13 protein-coding genes and 2 pseudogenes are annotated in these 19,911 nt (G+C 59.6%); 3 read left to right on the forward strand and 12 right to left on the reverse strand.

From position 1 onward, the window contains the following. Positions 1-3: 3 nt before the first annotated feature. From JWR98_RS03770 to JWR98_RS03815, 10 genes and pseudogenes are all read right to left on the reverse strand, one after another. A complete protein-coding gene (locus JWR98_RS03770; RefSeq protein WP_205489315.1) occupies positions 4-957 on the reverse strand; it encodes a PDR/VanB family oxidoreductase in 954 nt (317 codons plus the stop codon). After that, positions 957-2,000, reverse strand: a complete 1,044-nt coding sequence (locus tag JWR98_RS03775) for an aromatic ring-hydroxylating oxygenase subunit alpha (protein WP_078732529.1) — start codon at positions 1,998-2,000, stop codon at positions 957-959. The genes JWR98_RS03770 and JWR98_RS03775 overlap by 1 nt, the downstream gene beginning before the upstream one ends. Next, positions 1,997-3,070: an aromatic ring-hydroxylating oxygenase subunit alpha gene (locus tag JWR98_RS03780; RefSeq protein WP_205489316.1), complete on the reverse strand. Its 1,074-nt coding sequence runs from the start codon at positions 3,068-3,070 to the stop codon at positions 1,997-1,999. The genes JWR98_RS03775 and JWR98_RS03780 overlap by 4 nt, the downstream gene beginning before the upstream one ends. Positions 3,071-3,118: 48 nt before the next feature. Further along, positions 3,119-4,317, reverse strand: a pseudogene (locus JWR98_RS03785) (MFS transporter). Positions 4,318-4,443: 126 nt separating this feature from the next. Further along, a complete protein-coding gene (locus JWR98_RS03790; RefSeq protein WP_205489317.1) occupies positions 4,444-6,972 on the reverse strand; it encodes an efflux RND transporter permease subunit in 2,529 nt (842 codons plus the stop codon). Positions 6,973-6,976: 4 nt separating this feature from the next. Continuing rightward, on the reverse strand, positions 6,977-8,080 hold the full coding sequence (locus JWR98_RS03795) for a WD40/YVTN/BNR-like repeat-containing protein (RefSeq protein WP_042727897.1): 1,104 nt from the start codon (positions 8,078-8,080) through the stop codon (positions 6,977-6,979). A 70-nt stretch (positions 8,081-8,150) separates the two neighbouring features. Then, positions 8,151-9,515 (reverse strand): DUF1329 domain-containing protein, encoded by a 1,365-nt coding sequence (locus JWR98_RS03800; RefSeq protein WP_042727898.1) that lies wholly within the window; start codon positions 9,513-9,515, stop codon positions 8,151-8,153. Between the two features lie 12 nt (positions 9,516-9,527). Beyond that, positions 9,528-11,207, reverse strand: a complete 1,680-nt coding sequence (locus JWR98_RS03805; RefSeq protein WP_205489318.1) for a DUF1302 domain-containing protein — start codon at positions 11,205-11,207, stop codon at positions 9,528-9,530. A gap of 351 nt (positions 11,208-11,558) precedes the next feature. Then, on the reverse strand, positions 11,559-11,921 hold the full coding sequence (locus JWR98_RS03810; RefSeq protein ID WP_003173130.1) for a Rieske (2Fe-2S) protein: 363 nt from the start codon (positions 11,919-11,921) through the stop codon (positions 11,559-11,561). Between the two features lie 15 nt (positions 11,922-11,936). After that, positions 11,937-12,875 (reverse strand): VOC family protein, encoded by a 939-nt coding sequence (locus JWR98_RS03815; RefSeq protein WP_205489319.1) that lies wholly within the window; start codon positions 12,873-12,875, stop codon positions 11,937-11,939. 325 nt (positions 12,876-13,200) lie between these two features. On the opposite strand from JWR98_RS03815, the gene JWR98_RS03820 reads away from it, so the two are divergent. Then, on the forward strand, positions 13,201-14,112 hold the full coding sequence (locus JWR98_RS03820) for a LysR family transcriptional regulator (RefSeq protein WP_003173128.1): 912 nt from the start codon (positions 13,201-13,203) through the stop codon (positions 14,110-14,112). A gap of 152 nt (positions 14,113-14,264) precedes the next feature. Then, positions 14,265-15,422, forward strand: coding sequence for an alpha/beta hydrolase family protein (locus JWR98_RS03825; protein ID WP_078732523.1), 1,158 nt, complete (start codon positions 14,265-14,267; stop codon positions 15,420-15,422). A gap of 77 nt (positions 15,423-15,499) precedes the next feature. Here the strand turns inward: JWR98_RS03825 and JWR98_RS03830 are convergent. Both JWR98_RS03830 and JWR98_RS03835 read right to left on the reverse strand, forming a co-directional pair. Then, a pseudogene (locus JWR98_RS03830) lies at positions 15,500-16,835 on the reverse strand (purine-cytosine permease family protein). 18 nt (positions 16,836-16,853) lie between these two features. After that, positions 16,854-17,543 carry a cysteine hydrolase family protein gene (locus tag JWR98_RS03835; protein ID WP_205489320.1) on the reverse strand — a complete coding sequence of 230 codons (690 nt, stop codon included), beginning with the start codon at positions 17,541-17,543 and terminating at the stop codon, positions 16,854-16,856. A 1,242-nt stretch (positions 17,544-18,785) separates the two neighbouring features. Here JWR98_RS03835 and JWR98_RS03840 point away from each other — a divergent pair. Beyond that, positions 18,786-19,853, forward strand: coding sequence for an NAD(P)-dependent oxidoreductase (locus tag JWR98_RS03840; RefSeq protein WP_205489321.1), 1,068 nt, complete (start codon positions 18,786-18,788; stop codon positions 19,851-19,853). The last annotated feature ends 58 nt before the right edge of the window (positions 19,854-19,911 follow it).

A 19,911-nucleotide genomic window follows, 5' to 3' on the forward strand; every position in this document is an offset into this window, starting at 1 on the left:
ACCTTAAAGATCGAGCACCAGCCGCGCGCTCTTCGCACGGGAGCAGCAAGGCGTGAACTGGTCGTTGCGGGCTCGCTCGGCATCGGTCAGGAACATGTCACGATGCTCCGGCTCGCCGTCCAGCACGCGCGTGATGCAAGTGCCACAGATGCCTTGTTCGCAAGACAGCGGGATGTCGATGCCAGCCTCCAGCAATACCTGGGCAACGCTGAGCGTGGCCGGCACTTGGAAGCACTGCCCGGTGCTAGCCAGTTGCACCTCGAACCCGCCCACTTCACCCACCGGGGCAGCGGCGGCGGTAAAGTACTCATGGTGCAGTTGCGCCTCGGCCCAGCCTTGCGCGCGCGCCGTGCCAAGCACGTGGTCCATGAAACCGTTGGGGCCACAGACGTACAGATGACGGTCACTGGCCGGCGTGGACAGGACCCGAGCACTGTCCAGGCGCTGGGCATCCTCGCCATCGTCCATATGAACGTGCACGCAATCGGCGAACGCCGAATGACGCAGGTACTCAATAAAGGCCATGCGCCCGGCCGAGCGGCCGCAATAGTGCAGCTCGAAAGGCGCGCCGATCCGCGCCAGGCGCTCGGCCATGCAAAGGATCGGCGTGATGCCGATACCGCCGGCGAACATCACGCTGTACCCGGCCCCATGCTCAAGCGGGAACAGGTTGCGAGGTTCGCTGATGCGAAGTGGGCTGCCTTCGTGCACCTGCTCGTGCATGGCCTGCGAACCGCCGCGAGACGCCGGGTCGAGTAACACCCCCAGCAGGTAGCGGTGGCGTTCTTGCGGGTGATTGCACAGCGAGTACTGGCGCACCAGGCCATTGGGCAGATGCACGTCGATATGCGAGCCGGCACTTAAAGCCGGCAACATGGAGCCCTCGGCGGGGGCCAGTTCGAAGCTGTAGATGCCTTCGGCTTCGAGGCGCTTGCGAGTGACGATGACTTCAATCATCACTTGGCACCCGCAGGCTGCTCGGCAGCAATCATGCGGTCGAGTACACGCCGCGCCCGGACCGCTCCTGCATCACCGATCAGCAGCACCGGTTTCAAGTCCCAGAACGATGCAGCGCCCATCATGAGCTGCTGCGCCTCGAGCATTGGCAAGTCTTCATCGGCAAAGGGCCGGCTGATCGCGGCCGCCTGCTCATCAGCGAATCGCTCGGCAAATTTGCCCATTGCCTTGGGGAAACAGACTGAGAACCAGTAGTGAGTCGTGGTCTCGGTCTCTGGAGTGAACAGATGCGGAATCGGTGTGGAAACGCCCTTATCTCTTGGGAGACCGGTCGCCACTGCACCGGAAAACAGCAACATGTTCGCAGGCGCATCCCAACGTACATCGATCCAACGATCCACCGGCGTACCTTGGGGGATGTTCCAGGCGGTGTAGAGGAACTCTGGCATGATTTCCGCAACCGTCTGGCGGTTGGACCAAACGGTGTTGCCCTCCTCTTGCACGCTAGTCAATGCACCCTTGACGCCATCGCCACCCAACGTAGACGGATGCAAAAATTCGATATGACTCAGGTCCATGATGTTGTCGGTTTCCAGCACGTAGTTGGCTTTTGCGTGCAGGTAGCGTTTGCCGACATACCAATGGTCTTCATCCATGCAATTGAAATCCGGAATCAGCGCCGCATCGGCCAAGTGAGGATCCCCCATCCAGATCCACAGCAAGCTGTAGCGTTCAACCAGCGGGTAGGCCTTGACCTTAGCCGCCTTGGGAATGGCACCATCGCCGTGGGGGTTATGCACACAGGCGCCACTGCCATCGAATTCCAGGCCGTGGTACGGACAACGCACCGCATCGCCTTTGAGGATGCCCATGCCCAGGGGCGCGAAACGGTGGGGACATCGATCGGCAATGGCTTGGGCATTACCTTGGGTGTCGCGAAAAAACACCACGGGTTCATTGAGCAAGGTTCGTTGGAACAACTCGCCAGCCTTGATCTCGTTTCCCCAGGCGGCCGCGTACCAGACGTTGCGTAGAAAGCTCATCGCAGTTCCTCTTTTTCATAGTTTGATGACCGACTGGCTTGCGTCTCCGCTCGCTCGGCTTCCATCAATCGACGCAGAACACGTCGACAGCGCACGGCCCCTGCATCGACTGGCAGCAACACAGGGTTGAGGCCAAGCAGTTCAACCTCACCAATCTGGCGCTGTTGAGCCTCGACCATGGGTTTGTCTTCACCGGCGAAAATACCGATCAACATCTTCTGGACGAAGGCATTCAACTGCGCATTGTCCTGCTCGAAACTGCGCGTGTTGGCAAAGAAATAATGGGTGTTGGCCGCGTCCTGCGGCGTCATCAGATGCAGGTTCCATGTCACTGGTCCCTCCGCCCTGGGGCGCCCTGGCGCCGTGGCGCCACTGCCGAGCAGCATCAGGCCGGGGGCGTGCCAGATGACTTCGGCCCAGACGTCTGCCCGGCTCGGATCTTCAAGGTGAGCGCCGAAAGCCGGCGGGGGCACATCGTCCGGCGCCCACCAACTGATGCGTACGCGATCGTTGGGCAATTCCTCGATGGTGGCTCGGGTGTGTGACAACGCCCCGCCACCGAGCGTATCCGGGTGCAGGAAATCAACATGGCTCAGGTCCATGATGTTGTCGGACAGCAACTCGTAGTGCGCACGGGTCGGCAAATACCCATGCCCTTTGGCATGGGTGGGCGCCTGCTCGAAAAAGGAAAAATCAGGAATCAAGGCATCGCTGGCCAGGTGACGATCGCCCGGCCAGACCCAGATCGCCCCGTGGCGCTCAACGGCCGCGAAACCGCGAACACAGGCGGCCTTGGGGATGTTTCCTTCGCCATGGGGATTGTGCGTGCATTGGCCACTGCCATCGAAACGCAGGCCGTGGTACGGGCACTGGACGCTGTCGCCGACAACCTTGCCCCTATGCAGCGGGGCAAAACGGTGCGGGCAACGATCGGCGAGCGCCTGGATCACACCGTGGCTATCGCGAAAGAACACAATGGGTTGCTCGACGATGGTTCTGCCCAGCATGCCACCTTGCGCCAGCTCGTCTGCCCATCCAGCGATGTACCAGGTATTGAGCAAATAACTCATGCGGTTCTCCTCGTTGTTCTTATTGTGTTGAAGCGTCGAATGGGCAGGTCAGTGCTCAGGGTCTGCGGCCACCGCCGTGGCAAAAACAGACCCGCTGCCACGCAACCGGAGACAGGCCAGGGCTACCATCAATTGAACGCCCGCGACGATGCCCAAGGCCGCTGGCAAGGCGCCGATTACGCCGCCGGTGATCGCGAGCACCACCAGCGGGCTGGCGAACTCCCCGGCAAAGAACATCGCCGTGAAGCCGCCGGCGCGCGGCCGCGCTGTTGGAAGTCGACCTGGCTCATGATCCAGGTGAGCAGGGTCGGCATCATCAGGCCGATGCCCAGACCGTTGATCAGGACGGCGATCACCACCAGCCCGTGACTGTCGGCTACCGCCAGCAGCCCGCCACCGATCCCGGCCGCGACGAAGGCCAGGAGCATCTGCCGCTGCGCCGGCACACCGCTCAACAGACGAAAACTCAGGGCGCCGACCAGTACGCCGAACTGACTGGCGCCCATGGTCAGGCCGATCTGCTGCGAACCTTCGACATGCAGCAGGTTAAGCAGGTAACCGACTTGTACCGGCACGATGAACAGGCTCAGGCCCGCCAGGAATGCCAGGGCATACAACGGTGCCAGCGGGCGCCAGGGGAATGCCCTGCCCGCCGTTGTGAGGGTGGCCGCCTGCGCACGCGGCTCCCACAGCAACCATGCCATCAGCGGCAGGAACACCAGCCCCAGCCCATACAGGGCAAACGGGGTACGCCAGCCGTGCTCGCCGAGCACTCCACCGATGGCAATGAAGATCGCCGCCGACAATGAGGTCGCGACCATTTGCAGGGCGAACATGCGTTCACGTCGCGCGCCGCTGTAGTAGTCGCCCATCATCGTGGTGCAGCAGGTCATGATCGCCGCTTCGGCCACACCGATGCCGGCGCGGCTGATCACGATGACCTGCAGCGACTCCAGCCATAGCGGCAGCACGCCGCAGACGGTGTAGAGCACCATCGCACCGATCAACAACGGTTTGCGCCCCAGTCGGTCAGCGATGATTCCGGCCACGGGGGCCAACAACGCAATCATCAACGCCGGCAGCGTCAGGGCAATGGGCACCAGCACGGCCACACCCGGTGTGTCGGCGAAGTGTTGCTGCATAAGCGGCAGGACGGGGGCCAGCAGCACCGCACCGAGCACTGGCAGGCAACTGCCGAGCAACAGCAACAATGATTGTGGCAAACCTGCCTGGCGCTCAACGCTCATCGTGCACCTCCGCAGGGTGCGCCGCGCAAAACGCCATGCCAAAGGCGCTCAGACCGGCGAAGAGGTCAAGCCATAGGGACCGCTGGAACAAATGCACACGAGGCATGGGAACGTCCTTTCTTGTTGTTATGACGCGACGGGATTGGCGTCTTTTATCGTTTGATCGTGCTCTGAAGTCAGGCGTAGCGAGTGCTTCACGCAAGCCCCCTCCTCGGCTACGGCAGGCATCAGCGGCAAGCTCGTCGAATGGCTGGGGTTGGCCTCGGCCGGCCCTGTACTTATCCGCTTGCTCGGCAACAGAAAGTGAGCCAGGGCCGGCAACAGGACCAGCGCGCCCACCATGTTCCAGACGAACATAAAGGCCAGCAGCACGCCCATATCAGCTTGGAACTTGATCGGCGAAAACATCCAGGTCGCTACGCCGATCGCCAGGGTCACACCGGTCAGCATCACCACCTTGCCGGTGGATAGCAGTGCCCGGTAATACGCCTGCGACAGGCTTGTGCCCTGGCGCATATGACCGAGCAGGATGCTCATCACATACAGCGCGTAGTCGACGCCGATGCCCACGCCGAGGGCGATTACCGGCAAGGTCGCGACCTTGACGCCGATGTTCAGCCAGACCATCAACGCCTCACAGAGGATCGACGTAAGCATCAGCGGAATCACCGCGCAAATCGTGGCGCGCCAGGATCGGAAAGTGATCAGGCAGAGCAGGATCACCGCGCCGTAGACCCAGAACAGCATTTCGCGATTGGCCTGCTTGACGACGATGTTGGTCGCGGCCTCGATCCCGGCATTGCCCGCGGCCAGCAGGAACTGGACCTCGTCGGTATTGTTCGCCGCGGCGAATTGTTCGACGTGATCCACCAGACGGTTCAGGGTTTGCGCCTTGTGGTCGGAGAGGTAGACGTACAGCGTCAGCAGGCTGCAATCTTCGTTGTACAGCCCGCGCGGCGCCCCGGCGGTGACCATGTTGAGCATTGCCTGGTTGTTCTGCAGCTCATACCACTTCGGGCTGCCTTCGCTCAGGCCAACCAGCATGCGGCGGTTGAGCAGTGCCAGGGAATTGGTCGAATCCACCCCTGGCAAGGTGCGCAACTGCCAATCGAGGGCATCGACCTTGTTCAGGATGTCATAGCGCGAACAGGCGCTGTCGGGGGTCTTGATCATGACCGCGAACAGATCGCTGCTGGCGCCGTAATGCCGGGTCAGGAATGCATCATCCTGGTTGTAGCGCGAGTCGGCCCGCAGCTCGGGCGCGCCGGCGTCCAGATCACCCACTTTCAGTTGCAGGCTGACGATGAAGCCGAGCGTCGCCAGCGCCAGGCTCAGCGCGATGCACAGCGCCGCCCACCGGCGCTGGGTGAACAGGTCGAGGAAGCGCCAGAACCCGTGGCGATTGTGGCCAGCCAGCTCGGCGTGCTCGCTTTTCAGGCTCAGTTGCGCCGCGCGGCCGCTGACCCCGACATAAGAAAGCAATATCGGCAGCAGGATCAAATTGGTGAAGATCAACACCGCCACGCCGATACTCGCGATCATCGCCAGGTCCTGGATCACCTGGATCTTGATGATCATCAGCACCGCGAAACCGACCGCATCACACAGCAGCGCGGTGAGCCCGGCAAGGAACAGGCGGCGGAAAGTAAAGCGTGCGGCGACCACCCGGTGCATGCCGCGCCCGATGTCCTGCATGATGCCGTTCATCTTCTGTGCGCCGTGGCTCATGCCAATGGCAAACACCAGGAACGGCACCAGCACCGAATAGGGGTCCAGTTGATAATTGAGCAGCGGCAGCAAGCCGAGCTGCCAAACCACCGCCACCAATGAGCAGAACACCACCAACAGAGTGCTGCGAATGCAGCGGGTGTACCAATAAAGCACCACCGTGGTGATCAGGATCGCCACGGCGAAGAACATCAGGATTTGCCGCAGGCCGGCAATCAGGTCACCGACTTTCTTGGCGAAACCGGTGATGCGGATGTCGATGCTGTCGCTCTGGTATTGGCTGCGCAGCGATTCCAACTGTTGCGACAGTTGGCTGTAGTCCAAGGGTTTGCCGTCGGGGGTGCGCTGCAACAGCGGTACCTGGATGATGCTCGAGGCCTGGTCGAACGCCACCAACTGGCCGATTTCGTTGGACAGCTGCACGTTGCGCCGCAATGCCGCAAGGCTCGCTGCGCCGCCATCGTAGTTATCCGGAATGACCGGCCCACCCTCCAGGCCCGCCTCGGTCACCGCCACCCAGCGGGTGGCCGGCGTCCATAGCGACTTCATGTACGCCCGGTCGACACCGGGCAGCAGGTAGATCTTGTCGCTCAACGCCTGCAGGGTCTTGAGGTAGGCGCTGTCGTAGATGTCGCCCTGCTTGTTGACCACCGCGATACGCACCGCATTCCCCAGCCCGCTCAGCTCCTTCTGGTGCTCCAGGTAGTTGGCGATATAGGGCTGATGGGTGGGGATCATTTTTTCGAAACTGGCATTGAGCTCGACACGGCCGGATTGCCAACCCAGCACCAACGTGGTCGCCAGGCACAGCAGCAACACCCACAGGCGATGGTTGAACAATGCGCGTTCGAGCAGCGAACCGGAGCGCGGATCAAAATCATCGAGCGCATTGGCAGGGGGCTGGAAAAACTTACCAGGAGACGTCATAACCTCACTCCGAAGCGGCAGTGGCTGGCCGCGCAAGACGCTGCAGCCCGGTGAAACCGGCAACGATCAGGCTGCCATCGGCGGCCTCGATCACACTTGAAACAGGTTTGCCCAAGGGCGCTCCCAACGGCAGCATCGCCGCGCCGGTCTGCTCGCTGTGGCGAAACAGCATGCCGCCCTGATTGACCAGCAACAGCTGGCCGTCGGCCAAACGGGTGGCATCGTTGAAGGAGATCGGTACGGGCACCGACAGACGCTGGAAACTGACGCCGGCGTCGCGGGAGACAAAGGCATTGCCCTTCAGCCCGGCAACCACCAGCGCGCCATCGTCACGACGTTGCAGCGTGAAATAGCTGCCTTCGTAAGGGCTGTCCAACTGACTGAACGACACGGCGTCATCGTCCGAACGGGCCAGGTAACCTTGCTCGCCAGCCAGGAACCAGCGGGTGCCCTGGTGACTGATCGCGTACAAGTGCATCCCGTTCGGGTTGGCGATATGCCCCATCAGCGAGTGCCAGGTAGCACCGCCATCGGTGGTCTGCAGCGCCACACCGTAGGCGCCGACGATGAGCCCACGGTGCGCGTCGACGAAATCCAATGCCAGAAAGGGTTTGTCCGGACCATCGGCCACCAGACGCTCGGCATTTTGTACCCGCGCCAGGGCGGCATCCGGGTCGGCAGCCGTGGCTTGCTCCGCCTTGGCGGAGTCCAGCTCCAGCTGTGCCACGCGCGCGCCGTCGAGCTGCAGCGTCCAGTGCTCGCCGCCATCCAGCGTCGCCAGCACCACGCCCGCGTGACCGACTGCCCAGCCCTTTTGCGCATCCACGAAGCGCACCGCCGTCAGGCTGACCGAAACCGGTACCCCAGCCTGTTGCCAGCTTTGCCCGTTGTCGTCGGAGAACAGCACCAGGCCGCGCTCGCCCACGGCCACCAGACGTGTGCCGGCACGCGCCAGGTCGATCAACACGCCGTTTTGTGCAACCGGTACCCGCATGGCCGGGGTATTGAGCGGCACGCCCACCGCAGCCGACCCGGCCAGGCACTCGCTCGTGGCGAAGGGCAAATACAGGGCCAGGAGCAACGCGCTCGCCTGATTGATTCTGTTCATAACCTACCTCGGACAAACACTCGTATCCCAAAGGCAGGCGACCGGCCTGCCCTTCACGCTCGGCTCAGGTCTAACGCACGCCGCGCCCCGCCATCGCTGCCGGCGAGAACTCCGAGGCCTTGTAGCGATCCACCGCGCGGTACTGCTCCGGCAACCCTGCATAGAGGTTCTGGATAAACCACGCACCGGACGTCAGGTCATAAAAACCTGAAGAGAGCTGCACCAGCCCCGGCAGGTCGGGCAATACCGACGGCAGCGACCAGAGGGTTTTGGCCAGTTGGCCGCTGGCATCCCAACGATCGCCGAGCAGCGCTTGCCAGGTGTCTTCATCGAGGTAGTAACGGCCCTTGGGCAGCTGGTGACGCTTGCCGGCGGCCACCGTCGATTCAAGCACCCAGACGCGGTGCAATTCCCAGCGCACGTAATCGGGGTTCAGATGGTGCTTGCCCAGCAGGTCCTGCGGCTGGGCAGCGTTTTGCACCTTGTTGGTGTTGTAGGGGACATACATCTCCTGCTTGCCCACCAGCTTCCAGTCGAACCGGTCTGTACGCCCCCCCCACACACTCAACTCATCGAAGGACATGACCCCAGCGGTGGACGGCGTCGGCGTGTCGCAGCAAGCGTTGGGCAGCGTGCGTACCCGGCGTTGGCCGCTCAGGTAGACATGGGCCTGGGATTTGTCACCGTTGATGTTCTCGCGCCCCAGGATTTGCTCGCCGGCACGAATCGCCGGGCCGAGATTGACAAAGTGCACCTGCCAGTAGTCGCCCGAGTAGTTTTCAGGGCCGCCCTCCTGGAAGTAGTAGGGCATTTCCTGGGTCAACAGGCCGTCGCTGGTCATCACCTGGTTGCCGTCGGCCGTCATCAGATAGTGGCGAAAATGCCCCGCCACCGAAGTGCCGCGCCAGTTCAGCACATGGTTCCAGATGGCTTCGGTACCGTTTTGTGGAATCGGAAACGGGATCCCGCCATAGGCGCCATCCGGGATCAGGCCGGCGCTGCTATTGACCAGCTTGGCGCGGGTCGCATTCTTCAGCGTGTTGTCATAAACCCACTGCGGCGCGGCCGCCGTGCGCCGGGTCGGATACACGTCGATGCGATAGGTGTCCGGAAAGCGCTTGAACAGCTCCTTGGTGCCGTCGCTGAGCTTGTCGGCGTACTTGGCCAGGTTCTGGGCGGTGATGCTGAACAAGGGTTTGTCTGCGGCAAACGGATCGCCGCGCTTGCCGCCCGGAACATAAGCCGGATCGACCTTGGTGTAGCCACCGTCCCAGGCCGGAATGCTGCCGTCGGAATTGCCGGCTTTCTCGGCACCGAAGGGCGTCAGGGTCTTGCCCAGCGCGGCCGCTTGTTCGGCGCTGGCGGCCAAGGCCATCGGCGCGGCGGCGACCAGCAGGGTTAAGCACAAGGCCTTTAGAGTGAACTGAATGGTCATGCGCAAATCCTCTTAGAACGTGGTCTTGACGGAGAAAGCCAGGTAGTCCCGGTCCTTCAACGACTGCTTGTAATTGAATTGGTTGGCGGCGTTGAGGCTGGTGTCCTCGGGACCGTAGAAGTGGGTGTAGGTCAGCCCCACGGTCACTTGGTCCAGGTAGGTGGCGGAGACGCCGATGTTCATGTCCCCTCCTCTGTCGGCGCCGAACCCGCTGATCACCGCCGACTTGCCCATGGGGAAATAGCTGATGCCCACCGGCAGGCTGATATCAATGCCTGGGAAGAACTGGCGGTAGGTTGGCGTGTACACCAGCTTCAAGCCCAGGCCGTCATCGGTGGCGTTGGGGTCCAGGGCTGCGCGATTGCGGGTCACGGCCAATAGGCGGTTCCAGGCCACCTCCGCTGTCAGGCTGGCTTCATTGGCGACGAAGGAAGGCCCCAGCGATGCCAGGACGTTGAGGTTGACGTGAGCCGTTCGGCCGACGGCGTACAGAGCGTCATCGTTGTTGTCCGCGTCGACACCCGCCAGGACGGTCTGGGCGTTGGAGACCAGCGGCATGTTCCAGCGCATCGATGCCTCGCCGGCAAAGCTGTACTCGTCCACGGAGGTGGCGAAACTGGCGCCCAGAACCCGGATGTCTTCCGGGTAGACCCAGGAATATTCGCCGATTTGCCCGGTACTGAAGTTCGGCCCGGTGGCATTCGGCTTCAAGTACAACGTGGGCGTTTTTTCGTGATACTGCAGCGCGTACAGGCCGTAATCCGTCGTCCCGGTGTTGTACTTGAGCTGCAGGCCGCCCTGGCCGGAGTTCCTGGCTTTCTTGTCTTTGCCATGGAAAAACGCAGCCGGGCTGTTGGCATTACCGCCCAGGAAATCCGGGAACGGCGCTCCGGTGATCAGCCTTTCATTGCCATCACCGATGGTATCGCTGGTGGAGAAATAGCTGCCGGCGCCCGGCAAGCGGGTGGCTTCCCACTCCAACTGATAGAAGGCGCCCAACGACACATCGTCGGTCAGTTGGTAGGCGGTCGACAGCTGGTTGACCGGTCGAGTGATTTCCTTGAATTGGGTATTGGGCACCGATTGCGCCTTGACCACATCCACTGGCGCCATGGCACCGGCAATGCCGTTGCCGCCGAAGAACAGGCTCTCGCCCCAGATCAGGCCGTGGCGCCCCGCACGTACTGACAAGGAACGGTCCGCCAGCTCACCGTTCCAGTAGACAAAGGCATCCAGCAGTTCGCCGTCACCACCATGCAATTGACGGGTATCGCTGGTGAATTCATCGAAGCCTACCGAACGCTGGTTGGCACTAGCCGCGTCGTGATTGTCGTTGCGTTCCTGATAGACGGTGTCATACCAGGCGGCACCGCTCACACGGGCGCCGAAGTTGTGAAAGCCGATGTCCAGTTCGGAAAGTACGTCCAGGCGATTGGAGATCAGCCCCTTGCCGAAGTTGTGATCGCCGTCATTCTGGTTCAGGGCCGTCGACCCTTCGCTGAGTTTGCTGCTGGGTTCCTTGAGGCGCCAGGCCGCGCTGTACTTCAGCGTGTTGTCCCAGCGCAGGCTCAGATCAGGATTGCCGGTGTCAATCTGAAACGCCTGGGCCGCCGAAGCGCCAAGCCCCAGGCTGGCCGCAAGGCTCAGGGTGAAGGGGACGCGCCGCGACGCGGCGAACTTGCCAATAGCCATCGAAGTAACCCTCTTTATTGTTGTTGTATGTCAGCTCTTCTGGTGAAACCGCGCCCGCAGTCGAACCGGGCCAAGCCTGCACAGGCATGAAGCATTCATGGGAGAGTGAGTTTCAGTTTTGCCGGCGCCTCAGATGGGAGCAGCCGTGACGTCGAGAATCCGTCTGCGTTCATGCTCGTCTCATTCTTATTCTTGTTATTCACGCCAGCGTTCTGCGGGAGCGATCCCAGGCTTCACCACTGGCAGTGTTTGCACGCATTCAGTACCGCGCTGTGTTTACTTTCTCGGCAAAGCAGACCTTTGACTAATCGCATGTAGGGATACGATGTATCAGCAATCGCGATACGTTAATCAGGATGCATACGCCTCCAGCTGGCCCGCTTCGAGCACCAGCCAATCGGCCTCGGCATGCCATTTCAGTGCACTCAGGCGCTCCCCCAGACATGGCCCGTAGACGCACAGGCCCGTGTCAGGGAGAAACCGCGCACCGTGGGCGTAACAGACGATCTGGCGACCATCGACGCTGAGGAAACGATCCTTGCGGTACTCCAGGCGCACCGCCAGGTGCGGGCAGCTGTTGCGATAGACACACACCTCGCCTTCATGGCGCAGGGCAAACACGCTGTCCTTACCGGTATCCAGGGGATCGAACCCGCGGGACTGCCCTTCGAGCACTTCATCCAGGCGACAGAGAACAATCGCGTCGTGGCTCATGGACGAAATCCGCATTCAGGCCTGCTTGGGCGGCGGGCCGCTCGGGAACCATTTTTCCTGGGACGTGAACAGGAACAATTGTGAGTTATCCGCCGACAACGGCGCCTGGCGCGCTTGCCAGGCGTCATCGTGCTTGTCCATGTCGGCGTCGTATTCGATGTGGCAGCCCAACGGACTGTTGAAGTACCAGAACCAGTTGGAACCGAAGAGGTGACGACCCGGCCCCCAGAAACTGGTCCAGCCTTGCTGCTCGAAGCGGCGCCCGGCCAACAGCACTTCCGTGCCGCTGCCCATGTGAAAGGTGAAGTGCTCGCAGCCTTTCATGTGCGGCGGCGTCTGGATCATGAACAGGCAGTGATGGTCATCGGAACCGGCCGGACGCATGAACGGCCCGGCACCGACAAAAGTGTCGGTGGTCACGAAGCCCAAGCGCTTGTAAAAAGCCTCGGCCCTGACTGCATCCGGCACGAAATACACCACATGGGACAGGGTCCGTGGCAAGGCCTGCATGTCAGGATTGATGCCGGGTTGGTTGACCGGGCGTTGGGGGGCGTGGCCCGGTGCATTGGTCAGATCGGCTGGCGCGCTGTAGGCGCGCCGCACGCTGATCTGGAAACCCATGGCAAAGCCCATATCGTCCACGCTGTGCACGGAGCCATCGGCACCGCGGGTCACCGGGCGATCGCGCCCCAGCTCATCAGCGATGGCCTCAAGATCAGCCTCGCTGGCCACGCCATACACCGTTTCACGTATCGAAGGCGCCGGCCCGATGGCCGCCGGCAGGCTGGCATCGTCTGCCCGGCGGATAATCACGGCAGTGCCGTCCAGCGCTTCAAAACGGCCCCCCTCGCTGTCGACATCGACAGGAAGCAGGCCGTAGTCACGCAGGCAATCGGTACAGGCTTGAATGTCGTCGACACCAAAAATAAGCGCGTCTAGGCCAATGATGCTCATTGAGTTACCACTCCATTGTCATTATTCAGCGCAGGCCTGGCGTCCCGCTATGGGAGCAGTGCCCGGCGGTACGCTGCCGAGGCGGGTCTTGGAGCCGATAAAGCGCCACGGCCAACCGACTGTGGGCTGATAGTGAAGGGCTAAAAACTCACTGACTAATCGCTTGTCAGGATGCGACCTATCGGCAAATGCGATACCTGGCCGCGAAGCGCAAAGGGCTTGAAAATCGAACACGGACCGCCCGATTCGCCCATTCACGCCTCTTGACGCCGCGATGGGAAGGTCGGAAGGTATTTACAAAATAAATACAAAAATCGAGACCGCCATGCGTTTTAACCACTTGGACCTCAACCTCCTGGTGGCGCTGGATGTGTTACTGGAAGAGCAGAACATCACCCGCGCCGCCGAACGCCTGCATATGACCCAATCCGCCACCAGCGGTGTACTGGGCAGGCTGCGCCTCTACTTCGAAGATGAGCTGCTGGCGCAGGTCGGACGCAAGATGCAGCCCACGCCTTATGCCCGTGAACTGGCGGCGCCGGTGCGCCAGGTGCTGCTGACGATCCAGTCCTCGATCACCGCCAAACCGGTGTTCGACCCCGCCACCAGCAAGCGCCATTTTCGCCTGATCACGTCGGACTATCTGATCAGCGTCCTGTTTGCCCGGGTGATCCAGAAAATCTCCCTGGAAGCGCCGCACATCACCTTCGAACTGCTGGGCCCCGGCGACACGTCCACCGAGATGCTGATGCGCGGTGAGGCCGACATGATGATCGTGCCTGAGCACTACCTCATTGAAGGTCACCCCTCGCAACTGCTGTTTGAGGAAGAGCACGTTTGCGTGGTGTGGGATGGCAACACGTTGGTTGGCGATAGCATCAGCCTCGATCAGTACATCGAGATGGGCCATGTCTCGGTGATTTTTGGGCGCAACCGGCAACTGAGCGTCGAAGAATGGCTGATGGGCCAGTATGGTTTTACGCGCCGCATGGAAGTTGTGACCCACGACTTTAACACCCTGCCGCAGTTGATCGTCGGCACCCAACGCGTCGCCACCATGCTCCAGCGCATGGCCAGGCTATACGCCAATTACCTGCCGCTGCGCATCGTGCAACCCCCGGTGAAAATCCCGGTGATGCGTGAATTCATGCTCTGGCACCGGACCATGGAGGGGGATCCGATGCACCGCTGGCTGCGGGCAAAAATCAGTCAGATCATCAATGAGCTGGAGCAGTAGTCGACTCTATCTCCATTCGCAATACCTCCCATCCCGACTTGCGATTAGCCAAACTATGGGACTGCCCTTAGCCTGCTTCGAACCGTCAGGTCTAGCGATTCCCGTTCAGAACCTGGCCGCCTGCCTTTGCTTGCACAAGGACAATAACAATCATGTTTCGCTACTTCCCGACCAATTACGTGTGGAATCTTTCAGTCGACCTGGCCATTGAAATGGGCGCCCGTATCGGCGAAATCGAAGAGATGTGCGCGCCACTGCAAGAGGCCGCCAAACAACCGGACGCCGCCGGTAGCAAGGCCTTCCGTGAAACCTGGGCAAACATGGCCGACAAACTGTGCAGCCTGGCGGAAGAAGACGAAGGCAAGGGGCGGATGCTGTCCGCCGGTGAAAAATATAACCGCGCCGCAACGTATTACCTGAGCTGCGAACGCCTGCAGGCCCATGGCGCCCCAGGCCGCACGGAGCTGTACCAGCGCTTTCTGCAGACGTTCCAGTGCAGTATCGAACTGGCACGAGAAAACTGCGAGCGCGTGGAAATCCCTTACGAAGGCAAACATATTTCCGGCCTGCTGGTGCGTGCCGAAGGTGTCAGCGGCCCGGCGCCGATTCTGGTGCAGGTCAATGGACTCGACTCCACCAAAGAAATGAAATACCGCGTCGGCCTGCCCGCCTGGCTGGCCAAACGTGGCGTGTCGTCGCTGATCATCGACCAGCCCGGGACAGGCGAAGCGCTCCGGCTACATAACCTGACTGCGCGTTTTGACAGCGAACATTGGGCCAGTCGCGTGGTGGATTGGTTGGAAACCCGCGACGACGTCGACGTCAAACGCATTGGTCTGGAAGGTGTGTCGCTTGGGGGCTACTACTGCCCGCGCGCGGTAGCCTTCGAGCCGCGTTTCGCGTGCGGTGTCGTGTGGGGAGCCAACCATGACTGGCGCGACGTGCAGAAACGCCGCTTGGAAAAGGAAGGCAGCTTCCCGGTCCCGCATTACTGGTCGCACGTCTCATGGGTATGGGGCGCCAAGGACACCGACGAATTCATGACCATCGCCGAAGATGTTCATCTGGACGGCATCCTGGATCGCATCAAGGTGCCTTTCCTGGTCACCCACGGTGAAAAGGATTCACAGATTCCCTTGAAGTGGGCACACCGCACCTATGAGCAGTTGGTCAACAGTCCCAAGCGCGAACTGAAAATTTTCACCGAACGCGAGGGTGGCGTGCAGCATTCGAGCTTCGACAACAGTATCAATGCGGGTCACTACATTGCCGACTGGGTGGCTGAAGTGCTCGGTGGTCGCATTGCGTGACGGGCATGAAGTGGATGTTCCGTCACGCTGCGAGGGTTTGAGCTGCACGGTGTCACTGCGCAACCGGGCGATGGGCGTCAATGGGTTGGTTTGATCACCCCAATACTGCGCCGACTCATTAATCCGTAGTAAGCGCATGCCGGGAACAGCAGACCAACAAGCCACGCCAGATCGATACCCTGCAGTGCGGAGGCAATAGGGCCGACGTAGAGGGAAGTATTCATGAATGGAATTTCCAATACGATGGTCGCGAGGAACACGCCGATAGCAATCCCGTTCACCCGACCGTAAATCCCCGACGGGTCAAAGATATCCGCAATCTTGTATACGCCTTTGCGTAGCGCGTAGTAGTCGACCAGGTTGATTGCCGTCCAAGGGATTAAAAAATAGCTCATGAAAAAGATGAAATTCAGGAAAAATTGAATGAAGTCATCTTGAGCCATGGTGCATAACGCCGTTGCAACAGCACAGATAACGAGCATAAAGCTGGCGCGCACCTTCGGAGTGACCTTGAGCGCAGCAAAACGCTCGATAACGGTAACCGTCGACATGAAGGCTCCATAGAGGTTGAACACGTTGATGGCGATCTGACCATAGAGCGCGAAGGCCACGGCCAGCAAGGTGCTCCCCCCCAGAACACCGAGCAAATGGAGGCCAACGTTATCTGAGAAACCTGTGACGCCCTTGGTCAATACCGCACCCAGCAGCATCATCCAGCTTCCACCAATAACCGTGCCCGTGTAGCTGTACCAAAAGACCTGGCGTGCAGAAGTATAGGTAGGTAAATAGCGAGAATAGTCGGCCACATAAGGGGCGTAGGACAGTTGCCAAGTCACCGCAATGCTCACCGAGGCGAGGAAGCTCGCCAAGTTGAAGCCCTGCGCCGTCCATTGGTCCGCGTCGACTGGCAGTGCAAGGGCGAGCAGGGTCGCGATCCCGAAAAAAACAACCGAAACCAACGACAGCACTTTTTGCAGGCGGTGGATGAGCGTGTAGCCAAACAGCGCTACCAGAAAGCAGAGTAAACCAAGCAGCACAATGTTCGCCTCACTGCTGAGGGGGCTTGAGGCGGCGACCGCTTGGGCTGCCAACAAGGTATTACTCACAAAAAAAACCAAGTAAATGAGCATGACGAACAACAGCGGAACAATGGCTCCAAATACCCCAAACTGCGCACGACTCTGAATCATCTGCGGGATGCCCAACCTCGGCCCCTGGGCAGAATGCGAAGCCATGAATACCGCCCCGATCAAGGAACCAAACAGGATCGATAAAGCGCTCCAGAACAGATTCAGTCCCAGGCTGATCGGCACCACCCCGGCCGCAATCGTGGTGATGTTGGTGTTGGCCCCAAACCACACGAAGAACAGAGAACGGGGTTCGCCGACGTTCGGTTTCCGGGATGAAATCGATGCTTCTTTATTTCTACGTTCATCGTGCTCTCCGCTCAGTCTTGGCAACGAGGCAGCTTTCCAGGCGCGCAATGGCTTGCATAAACTCTTCCGGCTGGGAGGCAAGGTGGTCTGGTTCCATCGTACGAAGTGAAGGTGCTGGCTCGCCCCTCCAGCGCCGCAACAGCTGTTCGGTAGAAAGCATGTCCAGTCCGTAAAGCCAGTTGGAGAGAATAAACAAGGCCGAGTAATGGGCTGCGCAAGTTGTCGCCGTACAAGCGTCGGCCACGAGGCTCAAGTGGAAGTCGTTCTGATAGGCATCGAACAGGCTACTCATCACACAGACGTCAGTCAGCACGCCCATCACCACGAGATGTTTGATGCCGCGCTCCCTCAGCATCGGAGTCAGCCGAGTACCGTGGAAAGCACTGTAGCGTTGCTTATCAATGACAACGTCACCGGGTTGTGGGGCTAACACATCGATGATATCTATGGCAGCTGTGCCAGCGCGATAGCTTGTCGGTTTGCCCTCGGCATCTACGGGCTCGCCCAACGCCAAGCCGAAACCTTGGGCATCGTTGACATGACGGGTGTAGAACAAAGGGATGTTGTTTTTTCGAGCGCAATCAACCAGCGCTGTTGCGTTTTTGATTACTTGATTGAACCGCTCCAGAGGGAAGCCGTCTTCTTTCTGAAGGTCGATCACGAGCAAAGCCGTGTCTTGGGTCATCAGGTTTCTTCCAATTGCAGAGCACCAGGCGATAGCCGCAAGGCTCGCTGATAGCTATGAATAACCAGGCGCAGGCACCGCAATCGCGGGCTACGGAAAGTACGAGAAATATTCTCTAGGAAGGACTATCTGACTATTTGCCAAAAGCCGTTTTGCTTGGCGGCAACGCAGGAGGGAAGACGCTTCAGAGTCACGTGGGAAGGCGCAACCGAACGACGTAGAAAGTTCTTCATGGCTCCGCACGGGACTAACGTTGCCCAGCCAAGTAGGCTGATGCACGTTATGCCGGGTCGAAATGCGAAACTGACCATGACGTAGACTCTTGGGGTAAGTCCCATCAGACAAGTAATATGCACGCCATAATATCGGAAGGCTCGGAAAGCGGCGGGATAGAGCGATATCAGAAATATCGTGATGTCTTATGGTATTCGGTATGCCGTAACACCACGCTACGAAACGTAGCACGCAACGCCGAAGTGCATCTTTGTGAACTTCCCGCTACAGGTGGGCAGCTTTGGCCACTTCTGTTCCTGGAGGTTTTGTCAGGCGCCCAGCATTGCGCTTCATACGCCGATAGTGTTTTCACGGGACGGCGCGGCAAAAGTCAAAGGGAGACTTTTCTTTGGACGAAAAAAATGGACCTCTTTTCAGAGATCCATTTTTTAATACTTGGAGCGGGAAACGAGACTCGTATCTGGTGTCCGACTCATTGAAATCTAAGGGGTTTCTTTTCTTGCCGAAGCAGGGAAAGACTCAATTCTGGACTTGTTTCTGCGGTGTTTCAAGAGCGAAAAAAGGGGTAACTCTAAGCAAGGCTATTGGATTCTACCCATAGCCAATCGGACGAACGATCATCAAGCCGGCGGTGTCATTTTCATAGGATCAACAGGGTATGAGCCCCCCCGAAAAGACGTCCCAACCTCCCCCGCTCACCAGGCAACTCACAACCGACGAATATCGACCACCGCAGGCAACTCTTCGGGCTGGTAGACCATGAGCAGATGTTCTGGAGCCCTCTCCTGCTCAGGATCAATGGCCGCTCGGAAGGATTGGACTAATACTTGGCGATAGGGGCGCGATTGGCTTGGCATTGACGCTGCTTTTTGAATGGCCGGTATGCCGGAAAGCCATTCATTACGCCGTCGAGGATTTTGAGATCAGTTTCATTGGTAAATAACCCACCGAAATCCAAGGCAATCAGGTATAGGTACTTGCAGGTATTCTTCCGAAAGGAGCACACGCATGGCATTCGTCACGCTGATCCTGGACGCCCCTGGCCCACCGCTGCTGTTTGAGGAAGTCGACCGCTTCCTTGAAGCGGGCATCGCCATCACTCTGAACGTTCACTATTTCATCGATAAGACCCACATCAAACTGCACTATGGCGAGCGCATTCAATATGTCGATATCAACTGCCACGACAAGCCCGCCTTCATCGCTGCAGTGAAGCATGCTGGAGGTTACAGCGTGTTCAAGACTCGCCTGAACATCCCTCTTGATAGCGAAGTGATCAGGTCCGCTGCGTCATCAGACTTGGCAACTCCGTTACAAGCAATCGCTCAGGCAGGCGTAGGAATCAGCCATATCGATAGACAAGAGGCCGAGCGGTCTGGCGTGACGGTGTTGAACACTCCGGGCGCCAACGCTACAGCCGTCGCCGAATATGTGGTGGCTCAGGCCGTTTACTTATCGAGAGACCTGAACCACTACAATACCGAAACACACAGCGGCCATTGGTCCAAGGGAAGTCTGGCACCTGGCCTGGAACTTTCCGAACTCACCCTCGGGCTGGTGGGGACTGGCAACATCGCTCAGGAGGTAGCTCGCAAGGCTCACGCACTCGGCATGAAGGTCATTGCCACCGGTTCGGAACGCTTTACGGATAAGGTCGCAGGGACTCTCGGGCTTGAACGACGACAAACCCTCGCGCAGTTGCTGACCGAAGCCAACGTCGTATCAATTCATACTCCGCTCACAGCATTCACCCGGGGCCTATTCGGTGCCGAAGCGTTCAGTCAAATGCGTCGAGGCTCGATTCTAATCAACACCGCTCGTGGTGGCATTGTCGACGAACAGCAGTTGGCTATCTTCATGAGGCGCTTTCCCGAGCATATCAAGGCGGTCGCCATCGATACTTTTGCTCTGGAAAAGGACCGTTTCAGTTCGCCGTTGACGGGCATAGCCAATGCTCAACTGACGCCGCATATCGCCGGCAATACTACGAAGGCAATCAGGATGGCCTCACGGCAAATCGTAGATAAAATTTCCGCATTCAGACTTGATCGAGAAATTCACGGTTTTGAGCAGTAGCCACCAATCGGCTGTAGCCGTTTAGAAATCACTTTGATGCCCTTCCATCCACGAAGGG

The organism is Pseudomonas lactucae, assembly GCF_016937615.1.
GTDB lineage: Bacteria > Pseudomonadota > Gammaproteobacteria > Pseudomonadales > Pseudomonadaceae > Aquipseudomonas > Aquipseudomonas lactucae.

Coding starts and splice junctions, on each gene's coding strand:
- JWR98_RS03770 (WP_205489315.1), bottom strand. CDS start 957: ATGATTGAAGTCATCGTCACTCGCAAGCGCCTCGAAGCCGAAGGCATC.
- JWR98_RS03775 (WP_078732529.1), bottom strand. CDS start 2,000: ATGAGCTTTCTACGCAACGTCTGGTACGCGGCCGCCTGGGGAAACGAG.
- JWR98_RS03780 (WP_205489316.1), bottom strand. CDS start 3,070: ATGAGTTATTTGCTCAATACCTGGTACATCGCTGGATGGGCAGACGAG.
- JWR98_RS03790 (WP_205489317.1), bottom strand. CDS start 6,972: ATGACGTCTCCTGGTAAGTTTTTCCAGCCCCCTGCCAATGCGCTCGAT.
- JWR98_RS03795 (WP_042727897.1), bottom strand. CDS start 8,080: ATGAACAGAATCAATCAGGCGAGCGCGTTGCTCCTGGCCCTGTATTTG.
- JWR98_RS03800 (WP_042727898.1), bottom strand. CDS start 9,515: ATGACCATTCAGTTCACTCTAAAGGCCTTGTGCTTAACCCTGCTGGTC.
- JWR98_RS03805 (WP_205489318.1), bottom strand. CDS start 11,207: ATGGCTATTGGCAAGTTCGCCGCGTCGCGGCGCGTCCCCTTCACCCTG.
- JWR98_RS03810 (WP_003173130.1), bottom strand. CDS start 11,921: ATGAGCCACGACGCGATTGTTCTCTGTCGCCTGGATGAAGTGCTCGAA.
- JWR98_RS03815 (WP_205489319.1), bottom strand. CDS start 12,875: ATGAGCATCATTGGCCTAGACGCGCTTATTTTTGGTGTCGACGACATT.
- JWR98_RS03820 (WP_003173128.1), top strand. CDS start 13,201: ATGCGTTTTAACCACTTGGACCTCAACCTCCTGGTGGCGCTGGATGTG.
- JWR98_RS03825 (WP_078732523.1), top strand. CDS start 14,265: ATGTTTCGCTACTTCCCGACCAATTACGTGTGGAATCTTTCAGTCGAC.
- JWR98_RS03835 (WP_205489320.1), bottom strand. CDS start 17,543: ATGACCCAAGACACGGCTTTGCTCGTGATCGACCTTCAGAAAGAAGAC.
- JWR98_RS03840 (WP_205489321.1), top strand. CDS start 18,786: ATGGCATTCGTCACGCTGATCCTGGACGCCCCTGGCCCACCGCTGCTG.